This window comes from Pseudomonas taeanensis MS-3 (assembly GCF_000498575.2).
GTDB lineage: Bacteria > Pseudomonadota > Gammaproteobacteria > Pseudomonadales > Pseudomonadaceae > Aquipseudomonas > Aquipseudomonas taeanensis.
In genome coordinates this window covers 53,092-71,118 of sequence record NZ_AWSQ01000011.1, presented here as the reverse complement: position 1 = coordinate 71,118, position 18,027 = coordinate 53,092, and the positions used below count along the sequence as shown (strand labels likewise).

Here is an 18,027-nt window from a genome sequence, read left to right as displayed (position 1 = left end):
GGCCGCCTTCTTCATATCCGGTACCACCTGTTTCAGGTCATCGAGATAATCGCCAAGCCCAATGCCTGGCGACCGTTGTCGAGATCGGTCACGCGTACCACTTCGGCTTCGGCGTCCAACCCCTTGAGTTCGTTATGGTCGGAGGCGATATGCACCTTGACCTTGTCGCCCATGCGCAGAGCGCACTCTGCCTCGATCTGCATGCCTGTGCTCGAGAGATCGAGACAAAGCGCGGAGACTTGCCCTTGAGCGTGGTGCAAGGTTACCGGTGCTTCCAACCGCATACGGATGTAGTCGCGTTTTTCACTGTATGCATGATCGCTTTGGCTCATGGACGCTATCCTCTTGTGATTGTGGTTCTCCTAGGCTCCTTATAACCCTCGTCGATTTCAGGTGTAAAGTCGCCGGGTGACGATCGGCGTATGCTTGAATCGAGGTACGGATGGGAGTACCGTCTGCGCCTTAACGCGAACCGAGTACCCCGCGCAGGTCGTTGGCCTAGCGCTTACGCCACGCCGCCCCGGCGCAGTTTGCCTGGAAACCCCATGCACAAAACCAGTGCCACGCTACTGATTATTGACGACGACGAAGTCGTTCGCGCGAGTCTCGCCGCCTACTTGGAAGACAGTGGCTTCAATGTCCTGCAAGCCGAGAACGGCCTGCAAGGTTTGGAAGTCTTTCAGCGCGAAGAGCCGGATCTGGTTATTTGCGATTTGCGCATGCCCCAGGTCGATGGCCTGGAGCTGATCCGCCGCATCAATGCGCTGGAAGTGGCCACGCCAATCATAGTGGTCTCCGGTGCGGGCGTGATGAGTGATGCTGTCGAGGCATTGCGCCTTGGCGCCGCGGATTACCTGATCAAACCCTTGGAAGACCTCGCGGTGCTCGAGCACTCCGTGCGTCGTGCGCTGGATCGCGCCCATCTACGCCTGGAGAACCAGCGCTATCGGGATAAACTGGAAGCCGCCAACCGCGAACTGCAGGCCAGTCTGAGTCTGTTGCAGGAAGACCAGAACGCCGGAAGACAAGTGCAGATGAACATGCTGCCGGTGACGCCCTGGCAGGTCGATGGTTTGCGCTTTGCCCATCAGATCATTCCGTCGCTCTACTTGTCTGGTGATTTCGTCGACTACTTTCGTGTCGATGAGCGCCGCGTAGCATTCTATCTGGCAGACGTTTCTGGGCACGGCGCCTCTTCGGCGTTTGTCACCGTGTTGCTGAAGTTCATGACCACCCGCCTGCTCTACGAGTTGCGCCGTGGCAGCAGTTTTCCAGAGTTCAAGCCCTCTGAGGTGCTCGACCATATCAACCGGGGACTGATCAATTGCAAGCTGGGTAAGCATGTCACCATGCTGGGTGGGGTGATCGATGAGCAGAGCGGCCAGCTGACTTACAGTATTGGTGGGCACCTACCTTTGCCGGTGCTCTTCAGCGAGGGGAAAGCTCACTACCTGGAAGGCCGTGGTTTGCCCGTGGGTTTGTTCAATGAGGCTACGTACACGGATCACGTGCTGAAGTTGCCGGACTCATTCAGTCTGACCCTGCTGTCAGACGGGATACTCGATCTGCTGCCAGGCGATACTCTTCAGGAAAAAGAAGCCGCGCTGCCTCAGTTGGTCAGTTCGGCAGGCGGAACCCTGGATGGTTTGCGCCAAGTGTTTGGGCTGGCCAACCTAGCGGATATGCCGGATGATATCGCCTTGCTGGTGTTAAGCAGGAACCTTGCATGAATCTCGGGATAAGCCCCGGTAGAATCCAATTCGCCGAACAAGACGGTACCTTCATCCTGAAGTTTGTTGGCGAGGTGCGTCTGACGCTGTGCTCTGCGTTAGATGCGACTATCGAAAAGATTTTCACCGCGTTGAATTTCACCGCCATCGTCATTGACCTGACCGAGACTCGCAGCATCGACAGCACTACCCTGGGGCTGCTGGCGAAGCTGTCGATCCTGTCACGGCAGAAAGTCGGCTTGTTGCCGACTGTGGTCACGACCCATCCGGATATTACCCGGCTGTTACAGTCGATGGGTTTCGATCAGGTGTTCAATATCGTCGACCGCCCGATACCCTGCCCGGATTCGCTAGCCGATTTGCCGTCGCAAGATCAGTCAGAAGACGTGGTGCGCGCCAAAGTGCTGGAGGCTCATCGGATTCTGATGGGGTTGAACGAGTCCAATCGCGAAGCCTTTCACGATCTGGTCAACGCCCTCGAACACCATTGATCGCTCTTCTGTTCAAGCCGCTACGGGGCGCTCGATGAAAGTCGGCGCCCCGTTGTGCATTCAGGCTTTGCCAGCGAGTAGTGCTTCCAGCTTTTCCTGATCACGGGCGAACAGGCGAATGCCTTCGGCGAGCTTCTCGGTCGCCATGGCATCTTCGTTCATCGCCCAGCGGAACTGGCTTTCAGTCAGGGTTTGCCGGGCTTCGGCTGGCGCGCCTGAGCCGAGTTTGCGTACGAGGCTGGTCTGATCGTCAGCCAGTTGCTGCAGCAGTTCGGGGCTGATGGTCAGGCGGTCGCAGCCGGCCAGGTGTTCGATCTGGCCAAGGTTGCGAAAGCTCGCGCCCATGACCACGGTCGGGTAATCGTTGGCCTTGTAGTAGTTGTAAATCCGCGTCACAGACTGCACGCCCGGGTCTTCCTGACCCGCAAAGTCACGGCCTTCGGTCTTCTTGTACCAGTCGTAAATCCGCCCCACGAACGGCGAGATCAGAAACACCCCGGCATCCGCACAGGCCTGTGCCTGGGCGAAGGAGAACAGCAGGGTGAGGTTGCACTGGATGCCGGCTCGTTCCAGCTGCTCGGCCGCACGGATGCCTTCCCAGGTCGAGGCGATCTTGATCAGCACGCGCTCGCGGCCGATACCGGCTTGATCGTACAGCTCGATCAGGCGCTCGGCGCGGCGCAGAGTGGCCTGGGTATCGAACGACAGGCGCGCATCGACTTCGGTGGAGATGCGTCCCGGAATCACCTTGAGAATTTCCTGGCCAACCCCTACGCCGAACAGGTCGCACGCCAGGCCGAGGTCGCCATTGCTGGCGCTGACGGCGCTGCGCAGCAATTCGCTGTAGCGCGGCATGGCGGAGGCTTTAAGCAGCAAGGAGGGGTTGGTGGTGGCGTCGATCGGTTTCAGTCGGGCGATGGCATCGAGGTCGCCGGTGTCGGCGACCACGGTGGTGAACTGCTTGAGTTGATCCAGCTTGGAGGTCATGACGAAGCCTTGTTGTTACGGATGCCATGACCTTACCCGAGCCGCTCAAGCGGCTCAACGGCTGCTAGGGTCTGTTGCCGTTTCNNCGAAGGGCCGGGCCTGTTTTTGCGCGATGCGGCGTTTCTCGTCGCTCATTTGGAACAACCAAACCGCGCTCCTCGTGCCTTGCCTCGCGCAAAAACAGGCTACGGCGCGGCCGCGAATGAAACGGCAACAGACCCTAGCGTCCTTGCAGCAATTGCGCGGCTTGGTCGAACAGCGCCAGTGGCTCGGCGGCTTTGTGAATGTCCACGGACAGCAGTTGGCGGAAGCGTCGCGCCCCGGGGAAACCCTGGCCCAAACCGAGCATGTGCCGGGTCACGTGGTGCATCGCGCCACCCTCGCTCAGGTGCTGGGCGATATAGGGGCGCATGCTTTGCATGGCTTCGATACGGCTGATCACGGGCGTGGCACTGCCGAACAGTTGTTGATCCACTTGCGCGAGCAGATAGGGGTTGTGATAGGCCTCGCGGCCGAGCATCACGCCATCGAAGGTCTGCAGGTGCGTCTGGCACGCCTCGAGGGTCTTGATGCCGCCGTTGAGGATGATTTCCAGGTCGGGGAAGTCCTCTTTGACCTGCGCCGCGACGTCATAGCGCAGCGGGGGAACCTCGCGGTTCTCCTTGGGCGAGAGGCCGGACAGGATGGCGATGCGTGCATGCACGGTGAAACTCTGGCAGCCGGCTTCACAGACCTGACCGATGAAGTCGCGCAGCTCGGCATAGCTGTCGCGGCCATCGATGCCGATACGGTGCTTGACCGTCACCGGAATGCTCACCGCATCGCGCATCGCCTTGACGCAGTCGGCGACCAGCGCCGGGTGGGCCATCAGGCAGGCGCCGATCATGTTGTTCTGCACCCGGTCGCTGGGGCAGCCGACGTTCAGGTTGACCTCGTCATAACCGGCTTCTTCCGCCAGCTTGGCGCACGCCGCCAGTTCGCTCGGCACACTGCCGCCCAATTGAAGGGCCAGCGGGTATTCCGCCGCGCTGTGGCGCAGAAAGCGCGCCCTGTCGCCATGCAGCAAGGCGCCGCTGGTAACCATCTCGGTGTAGAGCAGGGTGTGCCTGGACAGTTGGCGCAGAAAGAAACGGCAATGCCGGTCAGTCCAATCCATCATCGGCGCCACGGAGAAGCGGCGGGACAGGAGGGTGGGTGCTTTGGGCGGCAGGTTGGCGTGTTCTTCAGGCATCTTCAGTGATCTGGTTTCGGCTGGCTGGATTCGTGCGCCTTGTTGCCGGGCACGCTGGGCGCTCAGCGACAGTTGGCGCAGCCAGGGTCAGTGCGGCAGGGGCTGCGAGTTTATCAGGAAAGCCCGCCCTGAGCGCGGCAGCCTATCGCTCGGCTGCTGGGGCGTGGCTGCGACTTTAGGCTTAGGTCGATGCTGCCAAAGCACAATTGCCCAGGCTCTGCGCGGTAACCGATGCTGAAGCGCCGTCACCTGTCAGAGTATTGCCACCTCATGCCTGCCGCTGAACTACCGCAAGACAACGCTGCGCAGCCCGACTGCCGGACGTTGGCCAATGGTCTGCGGGTTGCCATGCTCAGCCTGCCTGGCGCGGGCAAAGCGGCGATCAGTGTGCGGGTTGCGGCGGGTAGTCATGACGAACCCGAGGCGTATCCGGGGTTGGCGCATTTTCTCGAACACCTGGTGTTCTTAGGCAGTGCCGGCTTTGCCGTCGACCAGGGGCTGATGGCCTTTGTGCAGGGCTGTGGTGGCCAAGTCAATGCCTCGACCCAGGCGCGGCATACCGATTATTTCTGCGAGGTGCCGGCGGATCGGCTCGGCGAAGCACTGGCGCGACTGATCGATATGCTGACTAAGCCGCTACTGGCTGAGGATGCGCAGTTGCGCGAGCGCGAGGTGGTGCATGCCGAGTTTCTCGCCCGCGCGCAGGACGCCGATATGCTGGTGGCCACGGCACTGGGTCAGGCGTTGCCGGCTGGGCATCGGTTTGCGGCATTTCAGGCGGGCAATCGACAGACCCTGCCAGTCGAGGACGCAGCATTCCAACAGGCGCTGCACGGCTTCCATCGGCGTTTCTATCAGGCCGCCCAGCTATCACTGGTGCTGGTTGGCCCGCAGTCGGTGGAGGAGTTGTTCGGCCTGGCGCAGCGCGTTGCAAGCGCGTTACCGAGTCAGGCGCGGTACACGCAGGCGTTAGCTGCGCCGCTGTTGCCGTTGCGACGTCAGCAGCTGCGCATGAGCCTGCAAGCAGGCGAACCAAGTGTGCAGCTGGGCTTTGCCCTGGAATTACCTGGCCGACTCGCAGGCGCTGGACTTGATCAGGCGCTGGATTTTCTGCAGCTATGGATAGTGTCGGAGTCGGCCGGCGGTTTGCTCGCCACGCTGCGCGAGGCCGAGTTATGCCGCGGACTGCAGGTGCGGGTGCTGTACCGTTTCGCCGATCAGACCCTGTTACTGATGAGTTTCAGTCATGTCGACGAGTCCGTTCAGAGCGCTGCGGTTATCGCTGCTGCGGTCCAGGACTGGTTGGCGTTTTTTACGGCTAGGGCTGACTACGCCGCTTTGGTTGAGCGCTACCGGGCGATCCAGGGCTGGCGCTTGCAGAGTCTCGGGCCATTGGCCCTCGCGCGCTACTGGCAGGACGGCCTGGCCGGTGGCGGTCCCTCACCGCTCGGGCTGACGGATCAGGGGCAGGCTGCCGTGCATGAGCTGTTGGCGCAGCTGCAGGAGCCACGGCGCTCGATCAGGCTGGTCACGGGCTGCACTGAAGTGGCGAGCTGGCCCACCGCTGGTTTTGCCTTGCGCATGGTGGCTGAGGCCGCGGTCAGCGCACCTCAGCGAGACTGGACCTGGCAATTGCCCGCAGGCAATCCGCTGCTGAACGATGACCCGGCTCCAGGGGCAATGCTCGGTCACCGGGCCCAGCTGCAGTGGCTGCCGGCTCCCGCCGCTGTCCCAGCTCAGCAGGGCGGTGGCCTCGGCGCGTTTCACGGGCGCTGCTGTTTTGCCGACGGCCTGCCGCTAATCGATCTGCTGCGGGTCGCCCAGGCGGACGTGCGCAAGCTTCAGGCCGATGCGGCGCAGCTCGGCGTGAGGCTACAGCTGTCAGGGCAGGGCGACAGCCTGGAGCTCTCGTTGCAAGGGCCGGCCAACTTGCTGGTCGGCGTCTTGAGGCTGCTATGGCCCCGCTTGCTCGAACCATCGCTGCAGGCCTTGCAACAGGCGGAGCCGGGAGCCGCAGCGGATGATATGCCGATTCGTCAGTTGTTGCGGCGTCTGCCCGAGGTGTTCGGCGGGCCGGTCGAGGAGGGCCCTGCGCTGAGCGTCTCGCAGTTGCGCGCCGGCTATCGTCAGGCACGGGTCGAGGGCCTCGGCGTGGGGTTCTCGCCGGCAGGGCAGGCTGCGCTCGAACGGATGTTCGTCACGCTGCCGATACCGCTGCAGAGTCACGCGCCGGCGATGCCTTGGGCAGGGCGTTACTGGCAGGACGCGGCCCTCGACTGCGGGGAGTCGGCGCTGTTGCTGTTCTGCCCGCTAGTGGCGGCGGATGCCGCTACCGAGGCGGCCTGGCGGCTGCTGGCGCATCTCTACCAGGGCGCGTTCTTCCAGCGCCTGCGCAGCGATCTGCAACTGGGCTATGCGGTGTTCTGCGGGTATCGCCAGGTACGCGCGCAGCGCGGCATTCTGTTTGCCGTGCAATCGCCGCATGCCTCGGCGAAGGAAATTCTCGGCCATATCGAGGTGTTCCTCCAGGTCCAGAGCCAACGCCTGGCCAGCTTGAGCGAGGCGGCTGTGGCCGCTGCTGCTGCCGAGCAGGGCCGACAGCTGCGCGAACAAGCCAGCAGCGCAGCGGACTTCGCCGAGCAGCAGTGGCAGTTGCACCTGGCCGGGTTACCTGAATCGCATCCGGCGGCCTTGCACCGGGCGTTGGCCCAATGCACTCGGCACGACCTGCTGCAACAGCATCACGCCCTGGGCCAGGCGCAGGGTGGCTGGCGCGTGCTGGCCAACAGCAGAGCGCCTGATAAGCGCTGGATGACGCCGAGCTGATTCGGCGTTCCCCGTGGGCGTGCTGCTTGTCAGCGGCAAGCGATCAGCTGTCGTCCTTGCTGGCCTAACCTGCAACTCACCTCTCATCTTCTCTGCGCTGCCGCTGTCCAGGCTGCCTGGTCATACTGCGCGCGGACTAAATCACTTGCGCCCTTAGTCCTGCCTCCTTGTGGTCAGGTCCTAGGTCCAGAACCTTTGGGTGGGGCGGTCTTACGCCTCAGTGCCGGCGTTCCCGCGCCTGGCCAAAGCAGCAGACAACCTGTGCCATAGCAGCGTATGGCGCAGGTCAGGGCTTTTCGATAATCGCCTCCGACCCGACTGACTCGATGGTCGTCCTATCCAAGCGGAGAGCGTTATGCATAACAAGAAAGCTGCCAACAGCCGATTCCTGCCACTGACTTTGGCGGCCACAGTCGCATTGATCACAGCCCAGCAAGCGGCGGCGGAGATCGTCCTGTATGACCAGGACGACACCACGTTTGCCACCGATGGCTACATCAATGCGTTCTTTGTAAACAGCGATGTGGATCGCGAGGGTGAGCAGTTCGACCGCCGCCAATCGCGGGTGAAGATGGGTTTTCTGCCCAACTGGATCGGCTTCAACATGGGTAAACAGATCGATGACCTGAAGCTGGGGGCGCGTTCGTCGTTCTGGGTCTCGATCAACGACAGTGAAACCAACGGCACCGCCACGGCCATCGACGTGCGGCAGTTCTACGGTACGGTTTCCGGCGAGTGGGGCGAGGTGCTGATCGGTAAGGATTTCGGCCTGTTCTCGCGTTCGAACATCTTCGTCGACGAACTGCTGTCCGGCTATGGCCAGGTCAGCGATACCCTCGGCCTGGTCGATGGCGGCGGCGTCTCCTTCGGCAACATCGGCAGCGGCTATCCTTATCCGTTCCCGACCTCGCAGATCACCTATCGCACACCGGTGATGGAAGGGCTGCGCATCGCCGCCGGTATCATGGACCCGGTGGACACCAACGACAGCAGCCCAACGGGCAAGGCCTATCAGGAAAGCCCGCGCTTCGAGTCGGAGATCACCTATCAGTTCGACCTGGCCGGGGCCAAGATCTACTCTTGGCTCAATGGTGGTTACCAGACCTCGGACAACACCGACTCGACCGTCGACTCGATCACCTCGAAAGGTCTGGGTTATGGCGTGCAGGCAAAAATGGGCGACTTCTCGCTGACCGGTTCCGGCTTCCAGGCCAAAGGCATCAACCCGTTTTTCACCAACAACGCCGGTCAAGCGACCTTGCGCGAAGTGGACAGCGACGGCTACCTGCTGCAGGGCTCCTACAGCTTCGGCAAGAACCGTGTGGCGCTGTCCTACGGCAAGACCGAGGATGACGGCAACGGCCTGGGCACGGCGGCCGACTACGAGACCCGTGGCGTGGCCTACTTCCGCACCATCAACGACAACCTCAAGCTGGTCGCCGAGTACAACCAGTTCGAGATCGACGCCAGTGCCGGCAGTGGCCTCAACGAAAACACCGACAGCTTCGCCGTGGGTGCCGTACTGACCTGGTAAACGACGCAGACGAAGCCGGACAGGGCAACCCTGTCCGGTTTTTTTATGGAGGTGCATATGCTGGGTATCTGGGACATCTACTGTGTGGACTTGCTGTTGATTCCGCTGCTGGTGACCGCGCTGTTCGGCGTGTTGCCGGTCTGCCTGATGCGCTGGTTGTGAGACATACCGGGCCAATCGCCCACATGGCGTTGTGGCCTGGTGCGGCTTTTTGTAGGAGCGGGCTTGCCCGCGATTTCGATGGAAATCTCAGAAAGATTCGCGGCCAAGGCCGCTCCTACAGGTGCGGTGGCGACCTTGGCTGCAGTGTTCCGTTCGCTGGTTGCCAAATGCCTCTGCTGGCGTGGTCTGCTACTTAGGGATGAGGCCCTGCGGCACTCAAGTAGCATGGGGTGCACGCGCGGGTCTTCGTAGAATCCCTATGACGAGTAGGCTTATTCATGGGGCAGGGTATGCAGCAGGAGCTGACAGAGGGCGTGGTCACTGCGATGTCGGGCGCCCGGGATGTCGAACTGGTAGCGCAGGAGCTGGCGCGCCAGTTGATCCATCCGCATCTCGGTTTCATGTTGTTCTTCTGTTCCGCTGAATACGACCTGCAAGGTCTCGGCGAAGCACTGGAGCAGCATTTCGGCGGTATCAGCCTGATCGGCTGCACCAGTGCCGGCGAAATCACCCCCCAGGGCTACGGCCGTGGCTGCGTCAGCGCGGTGGGTTTCGACCACCGCAGCTTCTCCATCGCCAGCGGGCTGATCGACGAGATGGAGCGCTTCAGCCTGATCGACGCCCAGCAGCTGGTCGAGCGTCTGGTTGGCGACTGCCGCAACAACGAGCTGGCGCCGATCAAGGGCCATAGCTTCGCCCTGACCCTGCTCGACGGCCTGTCCAGCCGCGAGGAGGTGGTGCTCGGCGCGCTCAGCGCCGCCTTCGGCAGCATCCCGCATTTCGGCGGCTCGGCCGGCGACGACAATCACCTGACCCATACCCACGTCTACTACGGCGGCCAGTTCCACACCGGCGCGGCGGTGGTAGTGCTGTTCAACACCTGGCTTGACTTCGAAGTGTTCAGCACTCACCACATCGAGCCCTGTGACGACAAGCTGGTGGTCACCCAGGCCGACAGTGCCAGCCGCAAGGTGTATGAGCTGAACGCCGCGCCTGCCGCCCTGGAGTACGCGCACTTGATCGGTGTGGCCCTGGAGGATCTCGACATGCAGGTGTTCGCCGCCCACCCGTTGGCGGTGCGTATCGGTGGGCAGTACTACGTGCGTTCGATCCAGCGGGTCAACGAAGACCTCAGTCTAAGTTTCTATTGCGCGGTGGAGAACGGCATCGTCCTCACCGCCATGCGTCCGGGGCCATTGCTGGCCAATCTGCAGGCGGTATTCGACGGCCTGCGTCAGCGTCTCGGCCCCTTGTTGCTGACCATCGGTTGCGACTGTTTTCTGCGGCGCATGGAGATCGAGGGCGCAGATGGCGTCGAGTCAGTCGCGGACTTCCTGCGTAGCCAGCAAGTCATAGGCTTCAACACCTACGGGGAGCAGTTCAATGGCATGCACATCAACCAGACCTTCACCGGAGTCGCCATTGGCCGCCCCGGTCGCGGCTGATGGCGCCGAGCTGCAGGCCCGCTGCCGCGCGCTGGAGGGCGAGAACCGCAAGCTCAAGCGAATCAACGGTGCGCTGATCGAGCGGGTCGAGTCGATCAACTCGCGCGGCGACGATGCCTACGCGGCCTTTCAGCACTCGGTGGTGCTGGCCGAACAGGTGCGCGAGCGTACCGATGCGTTGAATCAGGCGATGGCCGAGTTGAAATCCAGCAACCAGTTGCTCAGCGATGCGCGGCTGCGCGCGGAAACCGCTCACCAGCATTTGATCGACGCCATCGAAAGCATCTCCGACGCCTTCGTGCTGTTCGACCGCGAGCAGCGCATCGTGCTGTTCAACAGCCGCTTCAAGTCGCTGTGGGCCGGCAGTCGCGCGCGTATCGGCAGCGGCATGCGCCTGGCGGAGATCAAGCGCCTGAGCAGGAGCACCGGTCTGGTGCTCGAGGAGCAGCGCGGTAACCGCGACGAGCACATGCTCTATCGCCTGCGCGACGGTCGCTGGGTACAGGTCAGCGAGCGGCCGACCCGCGAGGGCGGACTGGTGATCCTCTACACCGATATCACCGAGGTCAAACTCAACGAAACCCTGCGCCGCGAACAGGCCCTGGCGCAGAAGTCACGCCTGCTGCAGCGCGCCGTGGACAACCTGTCCCAGGGCATGGCCATGGTCAACGCCGAGGGCCAGCTGGAGCTATGGAATCACCGTTTCCTCGACCTCTGCGGCCTGGCGCCGATCAACGCGCACCGCCCCTTCGCCGAGGTGATGGCCGACAGCGAACTGGCCCTGCTGACCCCCGACAGCTGCGATGCCAACGGCAGGCCGATCGAGGAACTCGAGCTGCGTCTGTTCGACGGGCGCATGCTCGAGGTACGCACCCATCCATTGCCCACCGGCGGCTTCGTCAACACCTTCACCGACATCACCGAGCGCTACCGTCACGCCGAGGCATTGAGCGAGAGCGAGCGCTGGATTCGCCTGATCACCGACCACGTACCGGCGCTGATCGCCTACCTGAATGCCGACTTGATCTACGACTTCACCAACAAGGTCTATGAAGAGTGGTACTGCTGGCCGCGCGGCGCCATGCTCGGCCAGAGCCTGCGCCAGGTGCACAGCGAGGAGCACTGCCGGCGCCTGGAGCCCTACATCGAGCGGGCGCTGTCCGGCGAGAGCGTGACCTTCGAGGTGGCCGAGACCAACCACCAGGGCCAGGAGCGCTACATGCTGCGTTCCTACGTGCCGAACCGTCAGGCCAGCGGCGAGGTGACCGGGATCTTCGTGTTGATCCGCGACATCACCGAGCGGCGGCGCACCGCCGAGGCCCTGCACCAGGCCTACCAGCACCTGGAGCAGCGGGTACGCGAGCGCACCACCGAACTGACCGGGCTGAATGATCAATTGCGCCGTGAGATCGACGAGCGCACGCGGATGGAGACGCGCCTGCGCGAGGCCAAGGGCGAGGCCGAGCGGGCCAACCTGTCGAAGACCAAGTTTCTCGCCGCGGTCAGCCACGACCTGCTGCAACCGCTGAATGCCGCGCGGCTGTTCACCAGCGCGCTGCTGGAGAAGCGCGCACTGGACGACAGCGCGGCGCTGGTGCGCAACGTCAGCAACTCCCTGGAAGATGTGGAAAGCCTGCTCGGCACCCTGGTCGATATCTCCAAGCTGGACGCCGGGGTGATCAAGGCGGACATTGCCCCCTTCGCGGTCAGCGAACTGCTGGAGAACCTCGCCGCCGAATACCACCAGATCGCCGGCAGCGAGGGCCTGCGTCTGGACTATCTGCCCAGTTCGGCACTGGTGCGCAGCGACATTCAGCTGCTCGCGCGGATTCTGCGCAACCTGCTCAGCAACGCCATCCGCTACACCCACAGCGGGCGCATCCTGCTCGGCTGCCGGCGGCGTCGGCAGAGCCTGTCGATCGAGGTGTGGGACACCGGCATCGGCATCGCCGCGGACAAGCTCGGCGAGATCTTCCAGGAGTTCAAGCGCGGCGACGCCGGCCAGCGCAAGCAGGACCGCGGCCTGGGCCTGGGTCTGGCGATAGTGGAGAAGATCGCCGGCATGCTCGGCCACCGCATCCGCGTCCGCTCACAGCAGGGCAAGGGCTCGATGTTCGCCATCGAGGTGCCCCTGACCACCCGCGCGCCGCGGGCGCGGGTGGTCCACGACACCCCGGACCTGCTGCTCGAGCGTCTGCGCGGCTCGCGCATCTGGGTGCTGGATAACGACGCGGCGATCTGCGCCGGCATGCGCACCCTGCTGGAGACCTGGGGCTGCCAGGTGGTCACCGCCCTGTCGGAAGAGGACCTGGCGCGCCAGGTCGACAACTACCACGCCGACGCCGACCTGCTGATCGCCGACTACCACCTGGACGACGAACGCAACGGCGTCGACGCCGTGGCGCTGATCAACGCGCGGCGCAGCACGCCGTTGCCGGCGCTGATGATCACCGCCAACTACAGCAACGAGCTCAAGCAGCAGATGCGCGAACTCGGGCATACCCTGATGCACAAGCCGGTGCGGCCGATGAAGCTGAAGACGGCCATGAGTCATCTGCTGGAGCGGGGCGGGCAGGGGACATAGGGGCTAGCCTGGCTGCGAAGCGGCAGGGCGGCGCCATAGGTTTCGGCGCCCGGCTCATTACCGGGTTGAGTCCAGGTTCTGGTTTCGCCCCTCACGGGCGAGTCACTTTTTCTTGTCTGGCCAAGAAAAAGTAACCAAAAAGAAGGCCACCCCATCATCCGGCCCCGGCTGCGCCGGGGTTCCCTCGTTCCATCATCGTTCCGTGGGCACGCTGCGAAGGGCCATCCCTGGCCCATCGCAGCTCTCGCGGCATCCATGCCGCTCAACCCACTCCACGACGATTCCACTCGGCCTCCTGGAGGGGATTTGGGCGCGCCTGTGCCCGCGCAGTCAAGCAGGGTACAGACTCTGCGAAGCAATGCTTGGAGGAGAAGGTACAAGCGCGCGATCGGGCCCCGTCAGTAGGCCGAGTGGAGGTGTTGCGCCGGGGGACGAGCCGCATGGATGCGGCGAGAGTGCCGATGGGCCAGGGACGGCCCTTCGGCACGGCCCCCGGAGCGGCACCGGAACGAGGGAAGTCGAGCGCAGCAAGACCCGGATGTCGGGTGTGCTTTCTCTTTGGTTACTTTCTCTTTGCACAAGCAAAGAGAAAGTAACTCGCCCGAGGGGGCGAAACCCACTCGTCAGGTACACGCGACAATGGGGTCGGCCAAGCAACCGGCAAGCGACACGGCGAGGGGCCGCCCGCTATCAAGAGCGGCGCGCCTTGATGCCGGCTCAATCGTCGGCGATCAGTGGGGCTTGCCCGGCGGGGCGGAAGGGGCATACCGGCAGGACGAGAACCGGCGGCCGAAAGGGCCGTGAAGCGCGCTCAACGACGCAGGTAGGCGGCGAAATCGATATCCCCGGCCGATAGAATCGCCTGCACCCGGTTGTGCACGTTGAGCTTGCGCAGGATCGCCGAGACGTGGGCTTTGACCGTGGTTTCGGCGATATCCAGGCTGTAGGCGATCTGCTTGTTGGATTCGCCCTTGGTCATCCGTTCCAGTACCAGCAGCTGCTTGCGGGTCAGGGCCTGCAGCAGTTCGGCGGAGATGCTCGGGTTTTCCGGGTGGCTGCGCCGCGAGGTGTTGCCCTGGCTGCGGATGATGTCCGGCGGCAGGTAGACGTTGCCGTTGAGGATCTGCTGGATGGCTTCGGTCATCTGCGCGCGTGGTGAGGATTTGGTGATGAAGCCGACCGCGCCGTAGGTGATGGCCTGCAGCACCACCTGTTTGTCCTGCTCGGCGGAGACGATCACCACCGGGATGGTCGGCGCCTCGTTGCGCAGTTGCATCAGGCCATTGAGGCCGTGCATGCCGGGCATGTTGAGGTCGAGCAGGATCAGGTCGAGGTCGTCGTTTTCCAGGGTCAGTGCCAGGGCACTGTCCAGGTCGGCGGTTTCCAGGATGCTGCTACCGGGGAAGCCGTCGCTGACGACGTTGTGGATGGCTTCGCGAAACAGCGGGTGGTCGTCGGCAATCAGAATTTTGTACATGGCCTTTCACCTCATTGTTTTGATTATGGTGCGGCGACGGTGATGTGGAAAGTTCGGCGGCTCAGGGCAGCGCCGCCGGTTGCGCGGGCAGCAGGGGCAGGCCGGCCTGCTCCCAGGCATCGATGCCGTCGCGGTACCAGTAGAGGTTGCGGTAGCCCAGGCGATGGGCGCGCTTGACCGCGTTCCAGCTCAGCCAGCAGTCCGAGCGGCAGTAGAACACCAGCGGCCAGCCCTTGTCGCCCTGGCTGGTGCGTTGCAGGTGGTGGCTGAAGTAGCCCTGCCATTGCGCGTCCAGCTGGCCGTCGCCGCTGTTGGCCAGCCACAGGCTGCCGGGCAGGTTGGCGTGCACTTCATCCTCGATGAACTGGCCGTTGAGCCACTGCCGGCGGTAAGTATCGATCAGCGCGGTACGCGGTTGCTCGGCCAGCAGCCGTTGCAGCGCCGGGGTGTCGAGGGTGCGCGCGTGTTCGGCCTGGGCCGGGGTCGGGCTGCGGTACTGCGCGAGGCGATAGCCGTCGGGGGAAAACAGTTCGGGTTCGGCCTGAGCGAAGGGGAGCATTAGCAGGCCGAGCAGCCCGCTGATAAGTTGGAAAGGCAGTCGCAGGTGCACGCAATTGTTCATCGCCTTAAGTCTCGGTTCTTTTTATAGACCCATTACAAGGCATTGATCCTGCTTTGGAAATTCTACGTTGGAGAGCAAATGCAGTACCAAAGTAGTAGAAGGATGAGGGCGAATGGCTATTTCAGGGGGCGATGCCTGCCTGGTGCTGCGGCCGATTAATGCTCACGGCGGTGTCTGCTGGAATGGTTTTTGGCCGTGCGCCTGCTGGCGCCTGGGCGATGGCTTTCGCGGTCGAGACCGCTCCCATAGGGATGGGTGGAGCGGCGCTTTTTGTAGGAGCGGCCTCGGCCGCGAAGCGTTGTGGGGCAGTTTGCGAGAACGGCCTGCTAGCCGGCGCGGCGCAGGGCGGCGTGTTGCGGGTTGAAGGTGACTACCGCGAGCACCGCGAACAACCCTGTCAGGCCCAGGCAGATCAGCAGGGCGCTGAGGCTAAGGCGCTGGTACAGGGCGAAGCGCACCAGTTCCACCGCATGGCTGAAGGGGTTGAGCGCGCACAGCCAGTACAGCCACTCGCTGGCCTCGCGCATCTTCCACAACGGGTAGAGCGCCGAGGACAGGAAGAACAGCGGGAAGATCACGAAATTCATCACCCCGGCGAAGTTCTCCAGCTGGCGAATGCCGTTGGACAGCAGCAGGCCCAGGGCGCTGAGCAGCAGCGCTACCAGCAACAGCGCCGGCAGGGCGGCGAGCAGGCCCCAGGCCGGCGGCTGCACGCCATAGAACCAGGCGATGGCGAGGAAGGCGTAGACCTGTAGCAGCGAGATCAGGGCGATGGCCAGTAGCTTGCTGGCCAGCAGAAAAGCCCGTGGTAGCGGGCTGGTGAGCAGTACGCGCATGCTGCCCATCTCGCGGTCGTAGACCATCGACAGCGAGCCCTGCATGCCGTTGAACAGCAGGATCATGCAGGCCAGCCCCGGCACTATGTAGGTCTCGTAGGTGATGTAGGTGTCGTAGGGGGCGATGATGGCGATGCCCAAGGCGGCGCGAAAGCCGGCGGCGAACACCAGTAACCACAGCAGCGGGCGTACCAGGGCGCTGAAGAAACGGCTGCGTTGCAGGACGAAGCGCAGCCATTCGCGCTGCACGATGCCGGCGAGGCAATGCCAGTAAATGTTCATGGCCTTTGCTCCTGGCTTGCTGAGAGAAAGAGTTTCGCGGTCAAGACCGCTCCTACAGGTTTCGTGCGGCGGCGGGGGTTGCTGGCGTGAGCCGCGCTTGTGCTGTTCATGCCAGCTCCTCTGCACCGGTCAGGCGGGCGAAGGTGGCGGCCAGGCTGGCGTCGTCGGCACCGATGCGCTGGGCCGGGCCCTGGGCGACCAGGCGGCCACGGTTGAGGATCAGCAGCTCGTCACTGGCCTGCACTTCGTCGAGCAAATGCGTGGTCCACAGCACTGCCAAACCCTGGTCGCGACACAATTGGCGCACATGCCGATTCAGTGCCAGGCGGCTGGCCGGGTCGAGGCCGGCGCTGGCCTCATCAAGCAGCAGCAGGCGCGGACGATGCAGCAGGGCGCGGGCGATCTCCACCCGGCGGCGGTGGCCGCCATTGAGCGCGCGAACCTTCTCATGCCGGCGCTCGTCGAGCTGCTGGCGCGCCAGTTCCTCGTCGATGCGTACCTTGGCCTGCGCCTTGGCCAGGCCATGCAGGGCGGCGTGGTAACGCAGGTTCTGCTCGACGCTCAGATCCAGGTCCAGGGTGCTCTGCTGGAACACCACGCCGAGCTGGCGCAGCGCCTGGCGCGGCTGTTGACCCAGGCTGTTGCCCATCACCTGGATATCGCCCTGCTGCAGGTGGTAGAGGCGGGTGAGCAGGGCGATCAGGGTCGACTTGCCGGCGCCGTTGGGCCCCAGCAGCGCTGCGAAGCTGCCCGGCTCGACGCGGAAGCTCAGGTCCTGCAAGGCCTGGCGTGCGCCGTAGGCGAAGGCCAGGTTGCTGACCTCGAGGGCATTCATGGAGTCACCACCACGCCCCAGGGGTAGCGGCCGACCTTGATCGACTTGCTCACCTTGAGCGAGTCGACATCGATCACCGACACGTCGCCGCTGACCCCGTTGGTGGTCAGCAGGCGCTTCTGGTCCGGGGTGAATGCCATGTGCCAAACGCGTCGGCCGACCAGCAGATAGTCGAGAATCTCATAGGTCTTGGCATCGAGCACCGCCACGTGGTTGGCCGGGCCGAGGGCGACAAAGGCCAGCTTGCCGTCGGCACTGAGGCGCACGCCGACTGGCTGCACCTTGTCCGGGTGCACGCCCTTGATCTGGAAGCTGAGGGTCTTGAGCACCTGGCGGCTGGCGACGTCGATCACCGTGACTGTGCCGCCGATCTCCGCCGAGGCCCACAGGCGCGTGCCATCGGGGTCGAACTCGACGAAGCGCGGGCGCTGGTCGACCAGGGTGTTGTCCACCAGTTGCTGGGTGCTGGTATCGATCCAGTGCAGCATGTTGGTGGTTTCGCTGGTGTTGACCGCCCACTTGCCGTCCGGGCTGACAGCCATGCCTTCCGGTTCGACGCCGACGTCGATCTGCGCCAGCACCTCGTCGGTCTGGGTATCGACCACAGTGGCCAGGGCATCGTCCTCGTTGGAGATGTACAGCCAGCGGTCGTTGGGGTGCAGGGCGAACTGCTCGGGGTCGGCGCCGGAGGGCAGTTCCTTGACGATCTTGCGGCTGGCCAGGTCCATCACCTGCACCCGGTCCGAGTCGCTGGCGCAGATGTACAGCAGCTTGTGGTCACTCGACAGCAGCAGGCCGCGCGGACGCATGCCCACCGCCAGGGTGTCGGTGATCTCCAGGCTGTCCAGATTGATCACGCTGATGCTGTCGTCCTTCTCGTTGGACACATAGGCAGTGGCGGCCTTACTGGCGGTGCTGGCCAGGGTCAGGCCGATACCGAGGGCGAGCAGGGCGATGCGCATGGGGTCGATCCTCTTGTTATGGC

The 18,027-nt window shown here is 63.5% G+C and carries 14 protein-coding genes; 6 read left to right on the top strand and 8 right to left on the bottom strand.

The features are described from left to right. Positions 1–32 precede the first annotated feature (32 nt). Complete coding sequence (locus TMS3_RS23820; protein WP_025167805.1) at positions 33–332, bottom strand: PilZ domain-containing protein; 300 nt, start codon at positions 330–332, stop codon at positions 33–35. A gap of 213 nt (positions 333–545) precedes the next feature. Between TMS3_RS23820 and rssB the strand changes: the two genes are divergently transcribed. Then, positions 546–1,730: a two-component system response regulator RssB gene (gene rssB / locus TMS3_RS23815; RefSeq protein WP_025167804.1), complete on the top strand. Its 1,185-nt coding sequence runs from the start codon at positions 546–548 to the stop codon at positions 1,728–1,730. A gap of 8 nt (positions 1,731–1,738) precedes the next feature. Continuing rightward, positions 1,739–2,221, top strand: coding sequence for an anti-sigma factor antagonist RssC (rssC, locus tag TMS3_RS23810; RefSeq protein WP_025167803.1), 483 nt, complete (start codon positions 1,739–1,741; stop codon positions 2,219–2,221). Positions 2,222–2,281: 60 nt separating this feature from the next. On the opposite strand, the gene tal is transcribed toward rssC, so the two are convergent. Together tal and dusA are read right to left on the bottom strand one after the other, a co-directional pair. Then, complete coding sequence (gene tal, locus TMS3_RS23805) at positions 2,282–3,208, bottom strand: transaldolase (protein ID WP_025167802.1); 927 nt, start codon at positions 3,206–3,208, stop codon at positions 2,282–2,284. A gap of 220 nt (positions 3,209–3,428) precedes the next feature. Next, positions 3,429–4,439, bottom strand: a complete 1,011-nt coding sequence (dusA, locus tag TMS3_RS23800; protein ID WP_025167801.1) for a tRNA dihydrouridine(20/20a) synthase DusA — start codon at positions 4,437–4,439, stop codon at positions 3,429–3,431. 270 nt (positions 4,440–4,709) lie between these two features. On the opposite strand from dusA, the gene pqqF reads away from it, so the two are divergent. From pqqF to nahK, 4 genes are all read left to right on the top strand, one after another. Further along, positions 4,710–7,265 carry a pyrroloquinoline quinone biosynthesis protein PqqF gene (gene pqqF / locus TMS3_RS23795; RefSeq protein WP_043302016.1) on the top strand — a complete coding sequence of 852 codons (2,556 nt, stop codon included), beginning with the start codon at positions 4,710–4,712 and terminating at the stop codon, positions 7,263–7,265. A 355-nt stretch (positions 7,266–7,620) separates the two neighbouring features. Continuing rightward, positions 7,621–8,799 (top strand): porin, encoded by a 1,179-nt coding sequence (locus TMS3_RS23790; protein WP_025167799.1) that lies wholly within the window; start codon positions 7,621–7,623, stop codon positions 8,797–8,799. 452 nt (positions 8,800–9,251) lie between these two features. Continuing rightward, the gene (gene nosP / locus TMS3_RS23785; RefSeq protein ID WP_025167798.1) at positions 9,252–10,406 is read left to right on the top strand and encodes a nitric oxide-sensing protein NosP; all 1,155 of its coding nucleotides are present in this window, start codon (positions 9,252–9,254) and stop codon (positions 10,404–10,406) included. After that, positions 10,345–12,990 carry a hybrid sensor histidine kinase/response regulator NahK/ErcS' gene (nahK, locus tag TMS3_RS23780; RefSeq protein ID WP_083491834.1) on the top strand — a complete coding sequence of 882 codons (2,646 nt, stop codon included), beginning with the start codon at positions 10,345–10,347 and terminating at the stop codon, positions 12,988–12,990. Before nosP ends, nahK begins: the two co-directional genes overlap by 62 nt. A gap of 811 nt (positions 12,991–13,801) precedes the next feature. Here the strand turns inward: nahK and TMS3_RS23775 are convergent. The 5 genes from TMS3_RS23775 to TMS3_RS23755 all read right to left on the bottom strand — a co-directional run bounded on the left by TMS3_RS23775 (position 13,802) and on the right by TMS3_RS23755 (position 18,004). Continuing rightward, complete coding sequence (locus tag TMS3_RS23775; RefSeq protein WP_025167796.1) at positions 13,802–14,467, bottom strand: response regulator transcription factor; 666 nt, start codon at positions 14,465–14,467, stop codon at positions 13,802–13,804. Positions 14,468–14,528: 61 nt separating this feature from the next. Continuing rightward, the gene (locus TMS3_RS23770; RefSeq protein ID WP_235576679.1) at positions 14,529–15,026 is read right to left on the bottom strand and encodes a PQQ-dependent catabolism-associated CXXCW motif protein; all 498 of its coding nucleotides are present in this window, start codon (positions 15,024–15,026) and stop codon (positions 14,529–14,531) included. Positions 15,027–15,415: 389 nt separating this feature from the next. After that, positions 15,416–16,207, bottom strand: a complete 792-nt coding sequence (locus TMS3_RS23765; RefSeq protein ID WP_025167794.1) for an ABC transporter permease — start codon at positions 16,205–16,207, stop codon at positions 15,416–15,418. A gap of 106 nt (positions 16,208–16,313) precedes the next feature. Beyond that, positions 16,314–17,042 carry an ABC transporter ATP-binding protein gene (locus tag TMS3_RS23760; protein ID WP_025167793.1) on the bottom strand — a complete coding sequence of 243 codons (729 nt, stop codon included), beginning with the start codon at positions 17,040–17,042 and terminating at the stop codon, positions 16,314–16,316. Then, positions 17,039–18,004, bottom strand: coding sequence for a YVTN family beta-propeller repeat protein (locus tag TMS3_RS23755; protein WP_025167792.1), 966 nt, complete (start codon positions 18,002–18,004; stop codon positions 17,039–17,041). Before TMS3_RS23755 ends, TMS3_RS23760 begins: the two co-directional genes overlap by 4 nt. Positions 18,005–18,027 lie beyond the last annotated feature (23 nt).

What these genes read in the sequence shown, in the direction of transcription:
- TMS3_RS23820 (WP_025167805.1), bottom strand. Translation starts at nt 332, where the DNA reads ATGAGCCAAAGCGATCATGCATACAGTGAAAAACGCGACTACATCCGT.
- rssB (WP_025167804.1), top strand. Translation starts at nt 546, where the DNA reads ATGCACAAAACCAGTGCCACGCTACTGATTATTGACGACGACGAAGTC.
- tal (WP_025167802.1), bottom strand. Translation starts at nt 3,208, where the DNA reads ATGACCTCCAAGCTGGATCAACTCAAGCAGTTCACCACCGTGGTCGCC.
- dusA (WP_025167801.1), bottom strand. Translation starts at nt 4,439, where the DNA reads ATGCCTGAAGAACACGCCAACCTGCCGCCCAAAGCACCCACCCTCCTG.
- pqqF (WP_043302016.1), top strand. Translation starts at nt 4,710, where the DNA reads ATGCCTGCCGCTGAACTACCGCAAGACAACGCTGCGCAGCCCGACTGC.
- TMS3_RS23790 (WP_025167799.1), top strand. Translation starts at nt 7,621, where the DNA reads ATGCATAACAAGAAAGCTGCCAACAGCCGATTCCTGCCACTGACTTTG.
- nosP (WP_025167798.1), top strand. Translation starts at nt 9,252, where the DNA reads ATGCAGCAGGAGCTGACAGAGGGCGTGGTCACTGCGATGTCGGGCGCC.
- nahK (WP_083491834.1), top strand. Translation starts at nt 10,345, where the DNA reads ATGGCATGCACATCAACCAGACCTTCACCGGAGTCGCCATTGGCCGCC.
- TMS3_RS23775 (WP_025167796.1), bottom strand. Translation starts at nt 14,467, where the DNA reads ATGTACAAAATTCTGATTGCCGACGACCACCCGCTGTTTCGCGAAGCC.
- TMS3_RS23770 (WP_235576679.1), bottom strand. Translation starts at nt 15,026, where the DNA reads ATGCTCCCCTTCGCTCAGGCCGAACCCGAACTGTTTTCCCCCGACGGC.
- TMS3_RS23765 (WP_025167794.1), bottom strand. Translation starts at nt 16,207, where the DNA reads ATGAACATTTACTGGCATTGCCTCGCCGGCATCGTGCAGCGCGAATGG.
- TMS3_RS23760 (WP_025167793.1), bottom strand. Translation starts at nt 17,042, where the DNA reads ATGAATGCCCTCGAGGTCAGCAACCTGGCCTTCGCCTACGGCGCACGC.
- TMS3_RS23755 (WP_025167792.1), bottom strand. Translation starts at nt 18,004, where the DNA reads ATGCGCATCGCCCTGCTCGCCCTCGGTATCGGCCTGACCCTGGCCAGC.